The organism is Mesorhizobium sp. M7A.F.Ca.ET.027.02.1.1, from assembly GCF_004022985.1.
Taxonomy (GTDB): domain Bacteria; phylum Pseudomonadota; class Alphaproteobacteria; order Rhizobiales; family Rhizobiaceae; genus Mesorhizobium.
Genome location: NZ_RZOL01000081.1, coordinates 1 through 18,964, shown reverse-complemented (window position 1 = coordinate 18,964; position 18,964 = coordinate 1). Strand labels below are relative to the sequence as shown.

Here is an 18,964-nt window from a genome sequence, read left to right as displayed (position 1 = left end):
ATCGAGATCGCCGCGAAAGCCGGGACGAAAGTCGAAAAGGTGGTGGTCGTGCGCCGCACCGGCGGCAAGACCGGCTGGGTTTCAGGCCGCGACGTCTGGTACCACGACGAGGTCGCGACGGTGAAAGCCGAATGCAAGCCCGAGAAGATGAAGGCCGAGGACCCGCTGTTCATCCTCTACACATCGGGTTCGACCGGCAAGCCGAAGGGCGTGCTGCACACCACCGCCGGCTATCTCGTCTACGTCTCGATGACCCACCAATATGTCTTCGATTACCATGACGGCGACATCTACTGGTGCACCGCCGATGTCGGCTGGGTCACCGGCCACAGCTACATCGTCTACGGCCCGCTCGCCAACGGCGCCACCACGCTGATGTTCGAAGGCGTGCCGAATTATCCGTCGCAGTCGCGCTTCTGGGAAGTCATCGACAAGCACAAGGTCAACATCTTCTACACCGCGCCGACGGCGCTGCGCGCGCTGATGGGCGCCGGCGACGCGCATGTCGCCAAGACATCGCGCAAGTCGCTGCGCGTACTGGGTTCGGTCGGCGAGCCGATCAATCCGGAAGCCTGGGAGTGGTATTTCAACATCGTCGGCAACGGCAAGGTGCCGATCGTCGACACCTGGTGGCAGACCGAGACCGGCGGCATCCTGATCACGCCGCTGCCCGGCGCCACCGACCTCAAGGCGGGATCGGCGACGCGGCCCTTCTTCGGCGTCAAGCCGCAGCTGGTCGACGGCGAGGGCAAGGTTCTGGAAGGGGCGGCCGACGGCAATCTGTGCATCACCGATTCCTGGCCGGGCCAGATGCGCACCGTCTATGGCGACCACGACCGCTTCGTGCAGACCTATTTTTCGACCTATAAGGGCAAGTATTTCACCGGTGACGGCTGCCGCCGTGACGCCGACGGCTATTACTGGATCACCGGCCGCGTCGACGACGTCATCAACGTCTCCGGCCATCGCATGGGCACGGCCGAGGTCGAATCCGCACTGGTCAGCCACGACAAGGTTTCGGAAGCCGCCGTCGTCGGCTATCCGCACGACATCAAGGGACAGGGCATCTACTGCTACGTCACGCTGATGGCCGGCGAGCAGCCGAGCGAGGAGCTGCGCAAGGAGCTGGTCGCCCATGTCCGCAAGGAGATCGGCGCCATCGCTTCGCCCGACAAGCTCCAGTTCGCGCCCGGCCTTCCGAAGACGCGTTCCGGCAAGATCATGCGCCGCATCCTGCGTAAGATTGCCGAGGACGATTTTTCAGCGCTCGGCGATACCTCGACGCTCGCCGATCCGGCCGTCGTCGATGATTTGGTCGCCAACCGGCAAAACAAGAAGAGCTGATGCAGGCAGCGCTTGGCATTGTCAGTGAGCTTTGGCGCTATCCGGCGAGTTCGCTTGCCGGCGAGCGTCGCGAAACAATCTCGGTCGATATCGAGAGCATCGAGGGCGACCGTATGTTCGGCCTTGTCGACAAGTCCGACAATGAGATCGCCCGACCGGACCGCGACCCGAAATGGCACAAGGTGCCGCGCATCCGCACCCGGCTGTCGCCTGCCCTGGAACTCGAGATTGCCGTTCCCGAGGGCAACTGGCTGGCTGCGCCAAGTATCGAGAGCGACCGCGCAGTGTCGGCCTATCTCGGCTTCGAGGCCTCAATCCGGCCGTTTCGCCGCGAGAATGCCGCGCCTGGCTATTCCGGCCCGCTGACCGCGGAGCGCTACCGCAAGGCGCCCATCCATCTGTTGACCACCGCCTCGCTGGCACGCCTGAAGGCGTTGCATCCAGAGGGCGCCACCGACCCACGCCGCTTCCGCCCCAACATCGTCGTCGACATGGCGGCCATCGAAGGCTCGTTTCCCGAAACGGAATGGATCGGCCGCAAGCTGGCGATCGGCGACTTGGAGTTGACCATCTCCGAACCCTGCCGCCGCTGCGGTTTCACCATCATCGCCCAGGATGGCTTCGACCATGATCCGGCGATCCTGCGCAACCTGGTCCGCCATAACGCCCACAATCTCGGCGTCTATTGCACGGTCGACCGGCCGGCGCGCGTCGAAACCGGCGACGCGATGCGCTTCCTGTAAGCTATCGATACAGATCCGCCCGCGTCGGCGGCAGGCCGCTTGGACCACGCGCGCGCTTGGTCACGACGGTCTGGAAAATCTGCGCCGAGGCGCGTTCGAAGGTGATCGAACAGCCCGTCAGGTAAAGCAGCCATAGCCGTGCCTTGGCTTCGCCCACCTCGGCGATTGCCTCGTCGAACCTTTCGTGCAGCCGCTCCGCCCACAGTCTGCAGGTGCGGGCATAGTGCTCGCGCAGGTTCTCGACATCGTAGACGAGAAAACCATGCGCCTCGAGATTACCTGTTGTCATGCCGATCGTGTCGAGTTCGCCGCCGGGGAAGATGTATTTGAGCAGCGCCTTGTACTCCGGCCCCTTGCGCAGCGTCTTCTTCAATTCGCCCTTGCTGCGCCGGGTGATGGCGTGGTGCAGATAGATGCCGCCCGGCTTCAGCAGGCGATGAATGGTCTTGAAATAGGTGGCGTGGTTGGCGAGCCCGAGATGTTCGAACATGCCGATCGACGAGATCTTGTCGAACGAGCCGGTGAGTTCGGCATAGGATTTGATCTCGATGGTGATGCGGTCCTCCAGCCCTTCGGCGCGGATGCGTTCGCGGGCAAGATCGGTCTGCGCCTGCGACAGCGAGACACCGTGGCCGATAACACCATAGTTCTTCGCGGCATGGATGAGCATCGCTCCCCAGCCACAGCCGATGTCGAGCAGTCGTTCGCCAGGCTTCAGCCGGAGCTTGCGACAGATATGGTCGAGCTTGTCGATCTGTGCTTGATCGATGCCATTGGCGAAATCCTTGAAGTAGCCGCAGCTGTAGACCATGCGCTCGTCGAGGAAGAGCCGGTAGAAGGCGTTCGAAATGTCGTAGTGATGCTGGATCGCCTCCTGGCTCGAACCGCTGACATAAGGATTGCGCCCCGACAGATCGGTCCGCGCCGTCATCTGCTTGCGCGCCAAAAGCACGGAAGGCAGGTCGCGCAGGATCGCCATTTTCGGCAGCGATTTGAGCTTGGTTCTGAGCTTGCCTTGCGATGGCAGGGCGTAGAAGTCGAAAATCGTCCCGTCTTCGATGTCGATCGTTTTGGAAATCCACATCTCGATCAGCGTCGACAGGGACGGTCGCTTCACGATCTGCCAGACGATGTCCTGGTCGTTGATGGTGAGCACCGGACCCGTGGCGGGGCCGATCCGCTCTCCGGTCCATAGCCTGACGGCAAATCCCGGTTTCAATGTTTCGATCACCGTTCGAACGATGCGAGCGGCCTTTTCGGCTGCCTCCATGCGATTCCTCCGAATGCCGACCCCCGGAGCGGAAGTTTGCCCGGCCTGCCTGGCAACCGCAAGCCGGCTCGCACCAGGCCCGCCCGTAGGCTAATTTCAGACCCGCACCTTGTCTTTTGCTGCAATGCACCCCATCATGAGTATGTGTTCAACAAATCGAAAGGAGGTGATCCGATGTCGAGTGATTTCGTTTTCCAGAACGTGGCCTCAGCGGATTGCACTTTCGGGAAGCAGTCTTCCCGTTAAGGCGCGAAATGCGCGGCAGGTGACCCGATAGGTCGCCGCCATGGGCCGCGCCACGGACGGAAACACGGAAGGCCGCCGGCTTCGAAAGAAGCGGCGGCCTTTTCCGTTTGCGGACTACTGGGTCAATGCGACCTTTTCGGTGTTGCGAATGATCTCCTGAAAGGCATCGTCCAATTCGGCTCCGGTGGACACGTCGAAGAAATGCCTCTTGGCGGCGGAGGTATCCATCGACGAACAGTCCTTCAGCACCGCCTTTGCCTGGTCCCGCTCGGTTGCCGACATGTCCTTGTCGTCCAGATCGAAGCCAATGGTGAAAATCTCGATGCCATCATTTTTCATGTTTTCGCACAGCGTTTCGGCGTTGCCGCGCGCAAGGTTGCCCTGGCTGTTGTACCTGTCCCCAGCCCCGGCGAAGGCGGTATTGAACTGGCCATCGGTCATCAGGATCGCGACCTTGGCGATCTTCTTCGGATCGGCATCCGAGGCGCCTTTGCCGAGACCGGCGTTCCTGATTGCAGTGCGCCATTGCGGCGACAGCATATAATAGGTCCACTGAATGGCGATCGCGCCGGCCGTGTAGCCATCGGCCTGGAAGTCCTCGATCGATTCAAGCAATGCATCGGAGTCGGCGGTCAGCGGGATCACTTCCGCATCAGGGCACCTGTTCATATCTCCGCCGAGATGATCGTCCCGGTTGACCAGGGCATAGTATTTCTTGCCGTTCCTGTCGGTGCGAACAGTGTCTGGGCCGTCGGCGCTCATATCCGCGTTGCCGTTCTTGCCCTTGCGCTCGGTGGCGCAATTGTCCGGGCGTGGCATCGCCGCGCCGACAATGGAGATGTAGTCGCTGAAGGACGGCAGCAGATTTTTGCCCGTCTTGGCGACGAGAAGCGGACTGCCGGCGACGGGTGGCAGCTCAGAGCTGCCTTGCTTCTCGGCATAGAGGTTTTCCGCCAGCTTGCCGGCGTTGACGCCAGACGCGTAAGGCACAATCGCTACGCGGATGCGGGGGTTCTGCGAATCCTGCTTCTGCAGCATCGTCAGAACAGCATTTTTTGCAGCAGCTTTCAGATCGCCGATCTTGTCGACCTTGCCGCGCTTGGCCATCGATCCCGTTATGTCCAGCATCATTGCCACTTCGACGGTCTTGTCCGAATAGAGCGCCGTTGTGGAAGCGGTGACGCGTTTCATGTCGCCCGTGCCAAAAATCGGAAAGTACAGCGCGACATCGATATGGGCGTCGGCCTGAACCGTCTTGGCAGTCCTGTTGACGATCAGCCTGTCGAGCACGATCTGGTCGGCCTGCAGAATGCCTGCTTGGCTGTTGGCGTCGAGAAAGGCCTGCACCGAATTGTCGGCATCGGCTTCCTTGATGACGCCGGTCGTCAGGTCGCGTGCCGTCGACGTGACCGCGGCGTCGACCACGCCTTGGAGGCTCGATCTGGCATTGTAGAGCTGCGATACGTTGACCGAGAAGCCCGCTGCCAGCGCCAAGACCGAGGCGCTAAGGCCGAACAGGACCGCGAAATTTCCACCGCGATCCCTGGCGAAGCCGCCGACCGCGTGAACAAGACCCCCGTAATTCCGCATCCTACAGCCTCCACTCGCCTCGGCCTCGTCGCCGCGGAAAGGGCAATGCAGGATTCCCGCCGGATGTCGCCTTGGCCTGGCGGAGAGCTCGCCTTCCAACAGCAAGTCGTTGTTTTTGTTGAGTTTTGGAACCCGCAAAGGTGAACGGTTGGTAAACGGGAACGCGCCGTGGCGCTCGCGTTTACCGGCCGCTTACCATGATCTGGCCCAAGGCATCGCGACGCCATCGACGGCGTCCTGTTGCGGCACAAGCTCACTGTGCCGAAGCGGACCATGTGTCCCGAAAGTTGCGCCTGGAAAGAACCTCGCTGCCACCCTGTCGCATCGGTAGGCGTCGCGATTACGCCAGCATCTGTGCGCTGACGGTCCTGTCGATGCCGTGGTAGGGCGGGTTGAACAGATTGCCTTCCTGTTCATAGGTCCACACCTTGAACAGGCTGAGCCGGTGGGGGCCGAAACTGTGCAGCAGCGGCACGTCGGTGGCGTCGCGGCCGCGGGCGATGACGATACGGCCGATTCTGGGCGTGTTGTGGCGAGGATCGAACGTGTACCATTTGCCGTCGAGGAACACTTCCAGCCACGCCGAGAAGTCCATCGGCGCCGGATCGGCTGGCACGCCGATATCGCCGAGATAGCCGTTCACGTAGCGTGCCGGAATATTCATGCAGCGGCAAAGCGCGATCGCCAGATGGGCGAAGTCACGGCAGACCCCGACGCGCTCCTCATGCGCCTGCGCCGCGGTGCGGGTCGAGCGCGCATAGCCATAGCCGAACGACAGCCGGTTGTGGACATAGTCGACGATCGCCTGCACGCGCGCCCAGCCGGACGGGATGTCACCGAAGAGCTGCCAGGCCAGGCTGCTCAGATGATCCGTCTCGCAATAGCGGCTGCCGAGGAGATAACCGAGAACTTCGTCGGGCAGATCCGCCACCGGCACTTCCCTGGCCAGGGTGTTTACCTCGTCCGTCTCGCCGCTGTCCTCTACGACCGCGTCGTACAGGATGCGAAAACCACCGGCGGGCGCTGTGAAGCGCCGGCAGGCATTGCCATGCAGATCGTGGTACAGTCTTGTCGGCACCGCGGGCGAGGTCAGCACCCGCGTCTGCCGCTTGATGTCGCCCTGCCTGTCCCGATGGATCTCGAGCACTGAAATCACCGGCGTGGCGGCTACGCATTCGATGGCGATTTCGTAGCCGAGCCGGATCAGCACCGTTGGTCCCCCTTCGATCGTTGTTGTGAGAAGCAGTCCTTCCCAAACGCCCGGAGGATATCGTGGTTCCCTGGGCCGATCGAAAAGCACGCCCCCGTGTCTTCCCCTGCCGCAGTCGAGACGTTAGGTTCGGTCACCCGACCTAGCGCCTCCCCGGACTCAAGGAAAATCATGTATTCAGGCAGAAAATTCGCGGCCTTCCTCTTCGACATGGACGGCACGCTCATCAATTCCATCGCCTCGGCGGAACGGGTGTGGAGCGATTGGGCTCTCCGCCAGGGGCTCGACGTCGCCGCCTTCCTGCCGACGATCCATGGCGTGCGCGCGATCGAGACCATCACCGGCCTAGCACTGCCGGGCGTCGACCCGGCATACGAGGCTGATCTGCTGCTGAAGGCCGAGGCGGCCGATCTCGATGGCATTATCCAGATCTCAGGCGCCGTGGCATTTCTCGATTCGCTGCCGCCCGAACGCTGGGCAATCGTCACCTCCGCCCCACGTGAGCTGGCGCTGTTGCGCATGAAGGCCGCCGGCATCCCCGTCCCGGCCATCATCGTCGCGGCGGAAGATGTCTCCCGCGGCAAGCCGGCGCCCGATTGCTTCCGGCTTGGCGCGGAACGGCTCGGCTTCGACGCGCGCGATTGCCTCGTCTTCGAGGATGCTCCAGCTGGCATCGCGGCAGCCGAAGCGGCGGGCGCCGCGGTCATGGTCATCAGCGCCACGCACAACCACCCCTTGCCAACGCAACATGCCGCGATCGCAGGCTACGACATGGTCGGCATCACCGTCGACGAGCGTGGCTGGATCGCGCTCGAGCCGCAGCGCAACGCCGCCTAGGCGGCATCTAGAAATCGCTGGTGAGGCCCTTTACCTCCCAGTCGCCGTAGCGCCCTGGCTCCTTGCCGCCGCGGCCGCCGATCTCCTTCGGCAGCGCGGCCTCCTTTTCGCGGTAGTCTTCCCGCCGCGCTGCGGCCTCGGCCAACGCACGGCGTGCGGCCGGCGTTAGCTCTCTCTGCGATGCCGCTTCGGCAGAAGCGGCGCCTGTTTTACTGATTTCGTCGGTCATGCGATAATCTCGGCAGATTGAGCCCAGTCAATTGAAACAGGAACTGGCGTTTCCCATCATATAGCCATGAACGCACGACGATCGACCCCTTTTCGGTGCCATTTCGACAGGAGCAGACGATGAACACCATCCGCACCGCCATGCTTCTTGCCGCGATGACGGCGCTGTTCATGGGCGTCGGCTTTTTGATCGGCGGAACCGGCGGCATGATGATCGCCTTCCTGTTCGCGGCCGGCACCAATCTGTTCAGCTACTGGAATGCCGACAAGATGGTGCTGTCGATGAACCGTGCCGTCGAGGTCGACGAAAGGAACGCGCCCGAATATTACGCCATCGTCCAGGCAATGGCCAAACAGGCCGGCCTGCCGATGCCGAAGACCTATCTGATCGACAACCCGCAGCCGAACGCCTTTGCCACCGGCCGCAACCCGCAGAACGCGGCGGTTGCTGCCTCCACCGGCCTGTTGCAAGCGCTGACGCCTGAAGAGGTCGCAGCCGTCATGGCGCACGAGCTCGCCCATGTGCAGCACCGCGACACGCTCACCATGACGATCGTCGCCACCTTTGCCGGTGCCATCTCGATGCTCGGCAATTTCGCCTTCTTTTTCAGTGGCAATCGCGACAACAATCCATTCGGCTTTGTCGGCGTGCTGGCGGCGATGATCGTAGCGCCCTTTGCCGCGATGGTCGTGCAGATGGCGGTCAGCCGCACCCGCGAATACGAGGCCGACCGGCGTGGCGCTGAAATCTGTGGACACCCACTCTGGCTGGCATCGGCGCTTGACAAGATCGCCCGCGGCGCCGAACGCATCCGCAACCCCGATGCCGAGCGCAATCCCGCGACCGCGCATCTCTTCATCATCAATCCCCTTCACGGCGAGCGCATGGACAGCCTGTTCTCCACCCACCCCGCCACTGAGAACCGCATCGCAGCCTTGCAGGCGATGGCGCAGCAGATGCAAGGCGAAACCCAGGCCGCCCCGCGCCAGGCATCGACGCCACGGCAGGCAGATCAACCGCGGCCATCCGGCCCGTGGGGCGAGGCAGCGCAGCCCGAGCAGCCGGCGGAGCCCGCCAAGCCCAAATCCAACCCATGGGGTCGCAATCCGACCGGGCCCAAGGGCCGGTGGTCGTGAGCGTGGCGGACAGAGGACCACGACGCACGGTTTCAGGTGATCAGGAACACAGGGACGGCGGCGACTTCGTTGCCGGCCTCGCCGCACGCAAGGCAGCGGCGCGCCTGCTTGCCGCCGTCATCGACGCCAGGACCCCGCTTGATGGGCTGACCGATCACGAAAACGGCCACCCGCAATACAAGGCGCTCGACTTGCGCGATCGCGGCCTTGTCCGCGCCATCCTGGTCACCGCGCTGCGCTACCGCATGACCATATCGGGGCTGCTGGCGCGGCGCCTGGAAAAACCGCTGCCGCCCAACGCCACCGCTTTGTCGCACATATTGCATGTGGCCGCAGCCCAGATCCTGTTCCTCGAGATTCCCGACAGCGCCGCCGTCGACATTGCGGTGACCCATGCCAAATCCGATCCGCGCACGGTGCGCTTCTCCGGCCTCGTCAATGGTGTGCTGCGCACACTGGCACGTGCCAAGGAAACAGAATTGCCTGCCGCCCTTGCCGCCACCGACGAAGCGCCAAAGTGGTTTTCCGATCGGCTGAAGACCACCTACGGCAACGAGAAGGCCGGACAGATCCTCGAAGCGCATCGCGTTGAGGCGCCGGTCGACTTCTCGGTCAAGGCCGATCCCGGTCTTTGGGCCGAAAAACTTGGCGGTATCGTCCTGCCGACCGGCACGGTGCGAGTCGAGAATCTTGTCGGTCCCGTCACTGAATTGCCTGGCTTTGCCGAGGGCGCCTGGTGGGTCCAGGACGCCGCGGCCAGCCTGCCCGCCCGGCTGTTCGGCGATGTCGCGGGATTGCGGGTTGCCGATCTCTGCGCCGCGCCCGGCGGCAAGACCGCGCAGCTGATCGTTGCCGGCGCGAAGGTCACCGCCGTCGACACCTCGAAGAACCGGCTCGTGCGGCTGACGCAGAATCTCGACCGTCTCGGCCTATCCGCCGAAATCGTTCAGGCCGACCTGCTCAAATACGAGCCGAAGGACTTGTTCGACGCCGTGCTCCTCGACGCGCCCTGCTCATCGACCGGCACGGTGCGGCGGCATCCCGACGTGCCATGGACCAAGACTTCGGCCGATGTCGAAAAACTGGCCGACCTGCAACGCAGGCTGCTCGCCCGCGCCGTCACGCTGGTGAAGCCCGGCGGCAGGATCGTCTTTTCCAACTGTTCGCTCGATCCGCTCGAAGGCGAGGATCTCTATCACGCCTTTCTGGCCGGCACGCCTGAAGTCGCCAACGATCCGCTGCGGCAAGGCGAGATCGCCGGCATCGATCCGTTCCTGACGCCGCAAGGCACGCTGCGCACCACGCCCGCCGACCTGGAGCTCGGCGCGCCGGAACGCTCGGGCCTCGACGGTTTCTTCGCCGCTCGCATGCGGCGAGCCGGCTAGCGATTGAATTGCCCGGATTTACTGACTTTTAGGGGTAGGATCGGGGGCAAAGCCAGGTGAACCGGCGTGGGGTCGTGGAATTCGCCTTCGCACGAATCGTGCAATCATGTAGACTCGGCGCCGGGGTAGAGGACGATCAGGAGGGGTTTTGGCACTTGCTGCCAGCAGCACGACGCGTCTGTGGACGCTTGTCGCGAAGGAGTTCTGGCGCAAAACGCGCCGGCGCCTGCGCGCCGGGCCTGTCTATCGCTGGCGCTATTCCGGCCGCACGCCGGAACGTGTGCTGATCGCGCCGCCGGACCTGCGCCTCGCCGACCCGCAGATCGCGCTCGAGATCTATTACGGCCGCTATCCCCTGTCGGGGCATCTCGTCGAGACAGGCGGCAAGTCGCCTTTCCAGATCAGCGTGCCCAATCACGGCTGGCAGAAGACGCTGCACGGCTTTCGCTGGCTGCGCCATATGCGCGCCGCCGGCACCGAGCTTGCCGCCGCCAATGCCCGCGCCCTGGTCTCCGATTGGATCACCATGCATGGCAGCCATATTTCCGGCATCGCCTGGGAGCCCGGCACGACGGCCAAGCGCATCATCGCCTGGTTGCAGCACTCCTCGGTCGTATTGCAGGGCGCCGAGTTCCCTTTCTACCGCGCCTTCCTGAAATCGGTAGCCATCCAGATCCGCTACCTCAGGTCGATGGCGCGCGAAATGCCCGACGGCAAGGACAGGCTGCGGGCTCGCATCGCGCTCGCCTTCGCTGCCTTGTCCCTGCCGGCGCCGGCATCGGCCCTGCGTGGCGCGACCCGCAATCTTGCCGAGGAACTCGACCGCCAGATCCTCGCCGATGGCGGGCACATTTCGCGCAATCCAATGGTCGTCCTGGAAATCCTCGCCGACCTTCTGCCGCTGCGCCAGACCTATGCCAACCAGGCGGAAACGCCGCCGCAGGCGCTGATCGGCGCCATCGACCGCATGCTGCCGGCGCTGCGCTTCTTTCGCCATCAGGATGGCAGCCTCGCCCGCTTCAACGGCATGGGCGCCACCATCCACGACCGCATCGCCACCATTCTGCGCCACGACGACACCGCCGGCGCGCCGCTGCTGCATGCGCCGCATTCCGGCTATGAGCGCCTGTCGATGGGCGGCACCACAGTCATCGCCGACACCGGCCCGCCGCCGCCGGTCGATGTGTCCAACGCCGCACACGCCAGCTGCCTTGCCTTCGAACTATCGTCCGGCCGCCAGCACTACATCGTCAATGCCGGTATCGACACCTATGGCGCGGCTGAATTCCGGCCGCTGGCGCGCGCCACCGCCGCGCACTCGACCGCCACCATCAACGACACCTCGTCGGCGCGCTTCAGCCATTCGCTGCGTGTCAACGACCTGCTCGGTTCCCCGCTGATCGGCGGCCCGCAGCACGTGCAGTGCAAGCGCACCGACCAGAAGGGCATTCAGGGCTTCATCGCCCGTCATGACGGCTATGTCCCGCGCTTCGGCTTCCTGCATGAGCGCGAGCTGAAGCTGTCGTCGAACGGCAACGTGCTGGCCGGCCGCGACCGCTTCCAGCGGCCCGGCAATACCGCGATCCGCAACAATGGCCGCGACTTCGTCACCGTCCGCTTCCATGTCCACCCCGACATCAACCTTTTGCAGGACGAGCATGACCGCCTGGTGCTGGCCGCCGATCAGGCCGATACCTGGGTGTTCACAGCAGCCGAAGTGGTGCCGGAAGTCGATGAATCGATCTATTTCGCCGGTCTTGGCGGCCCGCGCCGCAGCCGCCAGATCGTGCTTGCCTTCAAAGCCTCGGAAATCGCCGAAGTCCACTGGCAGCTGACGCGCACCAGCATCGCCGGTCATCCGGAAAACAACTGATCCTCCTGGCAGGGCTTCCAACGCAGGTTAACAGAAGGCCTGAGGACAACCAGTTCGGCAGCATCGGCAGCTTTCGTCGGCAGCGATAGGAATTTTTTCTTGACCCGGTGACCTCAGCTATGGTACAAATTCGCCCATGGTGCTGATTTGCGCCAGTGACCCGCCACACAGGCGGGTTTTTCGTTTTAATACGGATTCATTGCCTTGCCCCACCTGACCGCCGGTTTGATTTCCGGACGGCATGTGCTACGGGCGCGGGCATCCATCACACCAGTCGTGAAAGGCTGCCAGCCCATGGCCGTCGCCGCCAAGAACATTCCCGCACCAGACCTTGTTCCCGTGCGTCGCGCCCTGCTCTCCGTTTTCGACAAGACCGGCCTCATCGATTTCGCCAAAGCGCTGGCAGCCGCAGGCGTAGAGCTGGTCTCGACCGGCGGCACGGCAAAGGCGATCGCTGACGCGGGCCTTCCGGTGCGCGACGTCTCCGAGCTCACCGGTTTCCCCGAGATCATGGACGGCCGCGTCAAGACCTTGCATCCTGGGGTGCATGGCGCGCTGCTTGGCGTGCGCGACGATCCGGAGCATTCCGCGGCAATGCGCAAATACGGCATCGAGCCGATCGATCTCGTCGTCTCCAATCTCTATCCGTTCGAGGAGGTCCGCCGCTCCGGCGCCGACTACGCGTCGATCGTCGAAAACATCGACATTGGCGGGCCGGCGATGATCCGCGCCTCGGCCAAGAACCACGCCTATGTCGCCATCGTCACCGACCCCGGCGATTACGCCTCGGTGCTGAATGCGCTGGAGATGAACATCGGCTCGCTTTCGCTGGATTTCCGCAAGAAGCTGGCGGCCAAGGCCTTTGCCCGCACCGCCAGCTATGACGCGGCGATCTCCGGCTGGTTCGCCGAGGCGCTCGAGATCGAACATCCGACATGGCGCGCCTTTGGCGGCAGGTTGGTCGAGGTGATGCGCTATGGCGAGAACCCGCATCAGAGCGCCGGCTTCTACGTCAACGGCGACAAGCGCCCGGGCGTCGCCACGGCGCGCCAGCTGCAGGGCAAGCAGCTATCCTACAACAACATCAACGACACCGACGCCGCCTTCGAACTGGTCGGCGAGTTCGACCCCGACCTTTCCGCCGCCGTCGCCATCATCAAGCACGCCAATCCGTGCGGCGTTGCCGAAGGCGACTCGCTGAAAGCCGCCTACGCCAAGGCGCTGGCCTGCGACCCGGTCTCGGCCTTCGGCGGCATCATCGCCGTCAACCGCACCCTCGACGCCGAGGCGGCGGAAGAGATCGTAAAAACCTTCACCGAGGTGATCATCGCGCCCGGCGCCACCGACGAGGCAGCGGCCATCGTGGCGGCGAAAAAGAATTTGCGCCTGCTGGTCACCGGTGGGCTGCCGGACCCGCGCACGCCGGGTACGACGGTCAAATCCGTCGCCGGCGGCCTGCTCATCCAGGGCCGGGACAACGCCGTCGTCGACGACCTCGAACTGAAAGTGGTGACCAAGCGGGCGCCGACGCCGGCCGAAATGGCCGACCTGAAATTCGCCTTCCGCATCGCCAAGCACGTCAAGTCCAACGCCATCGTCTATGTCAGGGACGGCGCCACCGTCGGCATCGGCGCCGGCCAGATGAGCCGGGTCGATTCCTCACGCATCGCCGCCCGCAAGGCACTCGACGCCGCCGAGGCCGCCGGCCTTGCCGAACCGCTGACCAAGGGCTCGGTCGTCGCCTCCGACGCCTTCTTCCCCTTCGCCGATGGCTTGCTGTCGGCAATCGCCGCCGGCGCCACCGCCGTCATCCAGCCGGGCGGTTCGATGAACGACAAGGACGTGATCGCCGCTGCCGACGAGCACGGCATCGCCATGGTGTTTACGGGGATCAGGCATTTCCGCCATTGACGCACTTCTTCCTTCTCCCCTTGCGGGAGAAGGTGGATCGGCGCGTAGCGCCGAGACGGTTGAGGGGTGTTCCAGCGAAGTGAGACGTTGGTGTTCCCTGGAACACCCCTCATCCGACCTCGCTTCGCGAGGCCACCTTCTCCCACAAGGGGGGAAGGAAAGAGGCGCTCCTATCCCGCCGGCCGGTCCGCCGGATAGGGCGTCTTGACCAGGATCGCCATGCCGATGCCCAGGAACAGCACGATCACCGCCATGCCGAGCCGCGCCGAGCCGCTGGCCAGGGTGACGGACGCGACCATGAACGGCGCCAGGAAACTGGTCGCCCGCCCGGCCAGTGCATAAATGCCGAAATAGCGGCCGGATTCTGCCGCCGTGACGCTGCGCGCCATGTAGGATCGCGACGACGCCTGCACCGGCCCGAAAGCCACGCCGATCAACAGGCCGAAGAAGATGTAGGCTTTTTCCGCTGCCGTGCCGAACAGGCCGCCGCTGTCCGGCCCAGGCATCATCCAGAGGCCGAACAACGTGTAGCCCGGCCCGGTCGAGACGATGCCGATCGTGGCGATGCTGAGCAGGACCAGCGAGATCATGACGATGGTTTTTGAGCCAAGCGCCGTGTCGAGACGGGCTGCAACCAGGCAGCCGAAGATGGCAACGACATTGAGAATGATGCCGAAAATACCGATTTCGGTGATCGACCAGTGGAACATCGCAGCTGCGAAAGTGCCACCCAACGCCAGCAGCGCGTTGACGCCGTCCTGATAGATCATGCGGGCGACGAGGAAGCGGAAGATGCCGCTGCGCTTGCGCACCTCGCCCAATGTCACTTTCAGCTCCGCCAACCCCTCTCGCACAGCCGGACCGATCGGCAGGCCCTTGATGGCGTCGGGGGTGAAAAAGAACATCGGCAGGATGAACAGGAAGTACCAGCCGGCTGACAAAGGGCCGGTTGCGCGCGCATCCTCGCCGAGCTTCGGGTCGAGTCCGAACAGCGGGTCGATGCCGATGATCGTCTTGCCGGTCTCAGGCGAACCGGCCAGGCAGGCGACGACGAAGACCAGCACGATCATGCCGCCGAGATAACCAAGGCCCCAGGCCATGTTGGAAACCCGGCCGATCTCGCTCTTCGGCACCAGGCGCGGCATCATCGAATCGTTGAACACGGTCGAAAACTCCGCCGCCACCGACGCCAGCGAAAAGAACAGCACGACCAGGAAAAGGTTCGAACCGGGGGCCGCGAACCAAAGCATGCAAAGGCAGGTGATCTTGACCGCGGCAAAGAATGCGATCCACGGCTTGCGCGGTCCGGTCTGGTCGGCGATCGAGCCGAGGATCGGCGACAGCACTGCAATGACAAGGCCGGCCGCGGCAATGCCGTAGCCCCAGGCCGCCTGCCCGGTTTCCGGATCGCTCGCCATCCGCGACACGAAATAAGGCCCGAAGATGAAGGTGGTGACGACGGTGAAGAACGGCTGCGCCGCCCAGTCGAACAACATCCATCCCCAGATGCCGCGCCCGGACGCACGCTGCACTGTTTCTACCGTCATGATGATCCCCCGGCACCGGTTCCGTGTCGGGCGCCATGTCTGCATGTTTCATGCGCTCATGCAATGAACGAAGCTTGGTGCCGTCCCTTGCCCCTGCCGGGCGTTCGTTGTTCGAAAACCCAGCAATTGGCTTTCCTCCGCGGCGCGGGCCAAGCCCTTATTTTTTCTCGCGAGGGAAGTCGGACCGAAGGTCCGGCACCGTCCTCCACCCCCTGCTTCGCAGCGATTGCCGCCGGCGCGAATTTCTTGATTATTAAGTTGACTCTTTTTGTCCGGTTTGACTAATTGCGCTCGCGCAGGGCCGGAAAGTCGCCGGTCGAACGGCTCGATATGGTCTGACAGGGAATAAGAGATGACGATTGGTCGACAGGCATTGTCGCGCACTCAGGCAAGGCGATTGTTTGCGAGCAGTGCCTTGATAGCGGCATCTTTTGGAGCGGTGGGGGCCGGCCGGGCCCAGGAGGTTTCGCCGGACGATGCAACTCAACTGGAAACCATCGTCGTCACCGGCAAGTCGGACCGCGTTGTCGGGCCCGATCAAACGATCGTCGCCAAGGATACGGCGACCGCCACCAAGACCGATACGCCGATCGTCGACGTTCCCGCCTCGGTTTCAGTGGTAACCCAGAAGGAACTGGAGGCGCGCCATGTCGAAAGCCTGCAGCAGGCCGTGGCCTATACATCCAGCGTCCTCACCGACGAGTTCGGCAACGATGACCGATACGACTATATTCGCATCCGCGGTTTCGACCAGACATCGCTCGGTACCTATCGCGATGGTCTCACGGCGCGCATCCCCGCCTGGTTCACGGCCAGCCGTCTCGAACCTTACGGACTTCAGCGCGTGGAGGTCCTGAAGGGATCGACATCGACGCTTTTTGGTCTCAACGGTCCTGGCGGACTGGTCAATGCCATCACCAAGCGGCCGCTGGACCAGAAGCAGGGGGAGATTTACACGTCCTATGGCGACGGTACCAAGGAGGTTGGCGTTGATTTTGGCGGGCCAATCGACCCCGATGGCGTGTGGACCTACCGGCTCACAGGGCTGGCCAAGGATGGCGATCAAGGATGGGATTATTCCAACGACGATCGGCTTTACATCGCGCCCGCGTTGACCATCAAGCCCGAGGAAGGAACGTCGCTCACCATCCTGACTGACTATTACAAGCGAGATGGCACAGGCGCACGCGGCACCCCGGCTGGCGGCAATATCGACATCGGCACATTCCTGGGCGAGCCGGATTTCAACCGCTTCAACACGGAGCAGGTCGATATCGGCTACCAGTTCGAGCACGAGTTCAACGAGAACCTCACCTTGCGCTCCAATGCCCGCTACACGCATTTGAGCCTCGACTACGCCGAGGTCTACGGCGCGTCGCTTGACCCCACGGCGGACCGCACGGCATTTTCCGTCGATGGCCTGTCCAACCGCTATGCCTTCGACAATCAGTTGCAATACGATACGGGCTGGGGCGGGATCGACAGCAAGACGCTTGTCGGCGTCGACTACGCCAACGACAACACCCGTGAAAACATTCTCTTCGGCACCGCCGGTCCCATCGGCATCGACAATCCGGCCTATTGCGGTCTGTCCTGCATCAATCTCGGCCCCTACGTGAACTGGCGGGTCAAGCAACAGGCAGTCGGTGTCTATGCCCAGGAGCAATTGACGTTTGACGACCGCTGGATCGTCACCCTGGGTGGGCGCTGGGACCGCGTGCATACGACGGCGGACTATCTCGACTCGGGAACGCAGGACGACGACACGGCATCCGCCTTCACCAAGCGTGCCGGCCTGACCTACAAATTCACTCCGAACCTCGCGGTCTACGCCAACTATTCGGAAAGCTTCCAGCCGCTCGTGGCGCCAAGCGGCAACGGATATGCGGTCTCGGGTTCGCTGAAGCCTCAAGAGGGCAGGCAGTATGAGGCAGGTATCAAGTACAAGCCCGACGGCTTCGACGGCCTGTTCACGGCCGCGGTCTTCGACCTTACCCAAACCAATGTTCCGACCTATGTCACGCCTGTTGTCCAGCAGCAGATCGGCAAGGTTGGCGTCCGCGGCATCGAACTCGAGGGCAAGGCCGCCATTGCGGAAAACCTGAACCTGACACTTGCCTATTCCTACTGGGATGCCGAGATCCTGGAAGACGGTATTGGAGGAAATGCCGGCAATCGGCCGCAGCGTGTCCCTCGCCACCTGGCTTCGGCCTGGGTTGATTATACGCTACCCGAGGAGGGACGGCGTGGCGACCTGACCATCGGCGGAGGCGTGCGCTATATCGGACAAACCTACGGGGATGACGCGAACACGACTTCGATTGGCGGCTACGCACTGGTGGATGCGGCGATCAGCTACAAGATGACCAAGGACGTGACGTTGGCCCTGAACGCAACGAACCTGTTCGACCGGAAGTATTTGACAACCAGCTATTACGGAACCGAATTTTACGGCGACCGGCTGAAGATCGTCGGCACGCTCAAACATTCCTGGTGAGCTTTTTGAACGCCGGTTTCGAGGCGGATGGCATTCGAAAAGAGCCACACGCATCCGGTGATGCGTGTGGTGATCGTCGGCGGTTCACATCCCCGTCAGATCGCTCATCAGCCCCGACGCCACCGACAGCCGCGACACGGTGATGTCGCCGCCCTCGGTCAGCGCCTGCAGCCGCTCGCGGATGCGCGCCACCCGCTCGCCGCCGGCGTCCAGCCAGGCCGCCACCGGGTCCGCCGTCCCGGCGTGGCCGGTGAGTGCCGCCACCGCGATGCCGCGCCGTGCCGCGCCGATCGTGTCGGTGGCGCGCGACAGTGCCAGCTGATCATAGTAGTCCGAAGGCGTGATCGAGCGTGCGGCGTCCTCGACACGCGGGATGCGGAAGGCATCGCTGACGGCGAAGAACGCCTTGGCCGCGGCGACGATATCGGCGCCGGCGGTGCGCGCCGTCAGCGCGATGTCGGGGATAAGTTCCGCCACCTCGCTCAGCGCCAGTTGCCCGGCCAGCCCTTCCGGCGCGCCGCTCTTGAACAGCCCGTGCCGCTTCTCCTCGATGCGCTCGCGCGAGAAAGCCGGCAGCAGCGCAACGAGCTTCGGTTCCAGCGCCTTGCGTGCTTCCTGCAGCTCGGCGATGCGCTGGCCGAGGGGTGCCGTGCCGGCATCGTTCTTGAGGTACCAGCCGCTGGTCACGTAGATCAGGCGGCTGACCATCTGATAGAGATCGAGCTGCACCTGGCCGTCGATCTGGTTGTCGAGCGCGTCGATCTCGCGATAGAGCGCCGGCAAGGCAAAACCGTCGCGCACCAAGGCGAAGGTCCGCACCACGTCGGCGGCGGTGCGCCCCGTGGCTTCCTGCAGCCGGTTGACGAAGGACGGGCCGCCGCGATTGACCAGGTCGTTGGCGACGACCCGCGTGATGATCTCGCGGCGCAGCCGGTGGCCATGGATCTCAGTGGCGTATTTCTTCGCCATCCGGTCGGGAAAATAGCCCATCAGGTCGCGATCGAAATGCGCGTCATCAGGCACGTCGCTGGCGACGATGTCGGAAAACAGCACGATCTTGGCATAGGCGAGCAGCACGCCGAGTTCGGCTCTCGTCAGCGGTTCGCCACGCGCTTCGCGCTCGGCGAGCGCTGCCGGCGACGGCAG

The 18,964-nt window shown here is 63.5% G+C and carries 13 protein-coding genes and 1 pseudogene; 8 read left to right on the top strand and 6 right to left on the bottom strand.

The window, feature by feature from the left end; translation table 11 throughout:
* Both acs and EN749_RS12085 read left to right on the top strand, forming a co-directional pair.
* The coding region (acs, locus tag EN749_RS12090) for an acetate--CoA ligase (protein WP_128363218.1) at positions 1 to 1,344 on the top strand (1,344 nt) is incomplete at its 5' end.
* Positions 1,344 to 2,087 (top strand): MOSC domain-containing protein, encoded by a 744-nt coding sequence (locus EN749_RS12085; protein ID WP_127808795.1) that lies wholly within the window; start codon positions 1,344 to 1,346, stop codon positions 2,085 to 2,087. The genes acs and EN749_RS12085, both read left to right, overlap by 1 nt.
* A 1-nt stretch (position 2,088) precedes the next feature.
* On the opposite strand, the gene EN749_RS12080 is transcribed toward EN749_RS12085, so the two are convergent.
* The 3 genes from EN749_RS12080 to EN749_RS12070 all read right to left on the bottom strand — a co-directional run bounded on the left by EN749_RS12080 (position 2,089) and on the right by EN749_RS12070 (position 6,403).
* Positions 2,089 to 3,357 carry a cyclopropane-fatty-acyl-phospholipid synthase family protein gene (locus EN749_RS12080; RefSeq protein WP_127397484.1) on the bottom strand — a complete coding sequence of 423 codons (1,269 nt, stop codon included), beginning with the start codon at positions 3,355 to 3,357 and terminating at the stop codon, positions 2,089 to 2,091.
* 360 nt (positions 3,358 to 3,717) lie between these two features.
* Entirely contained in the window at positions 3,718 to 5,193 is a 1,476-nt protein-coding gene (locus tag EN749_RS12075) for a TadE/TadG family type IV pilus assembly protein (RefSeq protein WP_128363217.1), read from the bottom strand.
* A gap of 340 nt (positions 5,194 to 5,533) precedes the next feature.
* Complete coding sequence (locus EN749_RS12070; protein ID WP_127397486.1) at positions 5,534 to 6,403, bottom strand: transglutaminase family protein; 870 nt, start codon at positions 6,401 to 6,403, stop codon at positions 5,534 to 5,536.
* A gap of 171 nt (positions 6,404 to 6,574) precedes the next feature.
* On the opposite strand from EN749_RS12070, the gene EN749_RS12065 reads away from it, so the two are divergent.
* Complete coding sequence (locus EN749_RS12065; RefSeq protein WP_128287917.1) at positions 6,575 to 7,240, top strand: HAD-IA family hydrolase; 666 nt, start codon at positions 6,575 to 6,577, stop codon at positions 7,238 to 7,240.
* Positions 7,241 to 7,247: 7 nt separating this feature from the next.
* On the opposite strand, the gene EN749_RS12060 is transcribed toward EN749_RS12065, so the two are convergent.
* Positions 7,248 to 7,469 (bottom strand): DUF1674 domain-containing protein, encoded by a 222-nt coding sequence (locus EN749_RS12060; RefSeq protein WP_127382026.1) that lies wholly within the window; start codon positions 7,467 to 7,469, stop codon positions 7,248 to 7,250.
* 119 nt (positions 7,470 to 7,588) lie between these two features.
* On the opposite strand from EN749_RS12060, the gene htpX reads away from it, so the two are divergent.
* The 4 genes from htpX (at position 7,589) to purH (ending at position 13,774) form a co-directional block, all read left to right on the top strand.
* Complete coding sequence (gene htpX / locus EN749_RS12055) at positions 7,589 to 8,605, top strand: zinc metalloprotease HtpX (RefSeq protein WP_127271031.1); 1,017 nt, start codon at positions 7,589 to 7,591, stop codon at positions 8,603 to 8,605.
* On the top strand, positions 8,563 to 9,990 hold the full coding sequence (locus EN749_RS12050) for an RsmB/NOP family class I SAM-dependent RNA methyltransferase (protein ID WP_128363216.1): 1,428 nt from the start codon (positions 8,563 to 8,565) through the stop codon (positions 9,988 to 9,990). Before htpX ends, EN749_RS12050 begins: the two co-directional genes overlap by 43 nt.
* 148 nt (positions 9,991 to 10,138) lie before the next feature.
* A complete protein-coding gene (locus EN749_RS12045; protein ID WP_127808790.1) occupies positions 10,139 to 11,863 on the top strand; it encodes a heparinase II/III family protein in 1,725 nt (574 codons plus the stop codon).
* Positions 11,864 to 12,157: 294 nt separating this feature from the next.
* On the top strand, positions 12,158 to 13,774 hold the full coding sequence (gene purH, locus EN749_RS12040) for a bifunctional phosphoribosylaminoimidazolecarboxamide formyltransferase/IMP cyclohydrolase (RefSeq protein ID WP_127273763.1): 1,617 nt from the start codon (positions 12,158 to 12,160) through the stop codon (positions 13,772 to 13,774).
* A 170-nt stretch (positions 13,775 to 13,944) separates the two neighbouring features.
* Here the strand turns inward: purH and EN749_RS12035 are convergent, their stop codons facing one another.
* Positions 13,945 to 15,321, bottom strand: coding sequence for an MFS transporter (locus tag EN749_RS12035; protein ID WP_127808789.1), 1,377 nt, complete (start codon positions 15,319 to 15,321; stop codon positions 13,945 to 13,947).
* Positions 15,322 to 15,673: 352 nt separating this feature from the next.
* Here EN749_RS12035 and EN749_RS12030 point away from each other — a divergent pair, with 352 nt between their 5' ends.
* On the top strand, positions 15,674 to 17,818 hold the full coding sequence (locus EN749_RS12030; RefSeq protein WP_127808788.1) for a TonB-dependent siderophore receptor: 2,145 nt from the start codon (positions 15,674 to 15,676) through the stop codon (positions 17,816 to 17,818).
* Between the two features lie 84 nt (positions 17,819 to 17,902).
* Here the strand turns inward: EN749_RS12030 and EN749_RS12025 are convergent.
* Positions 17,903 to 18,964: pseudogene (locus EN749_RS12025) on the bottom strand (NAD-glutamate dehydrogenase domain-containing protein); the annotation flags it as partial.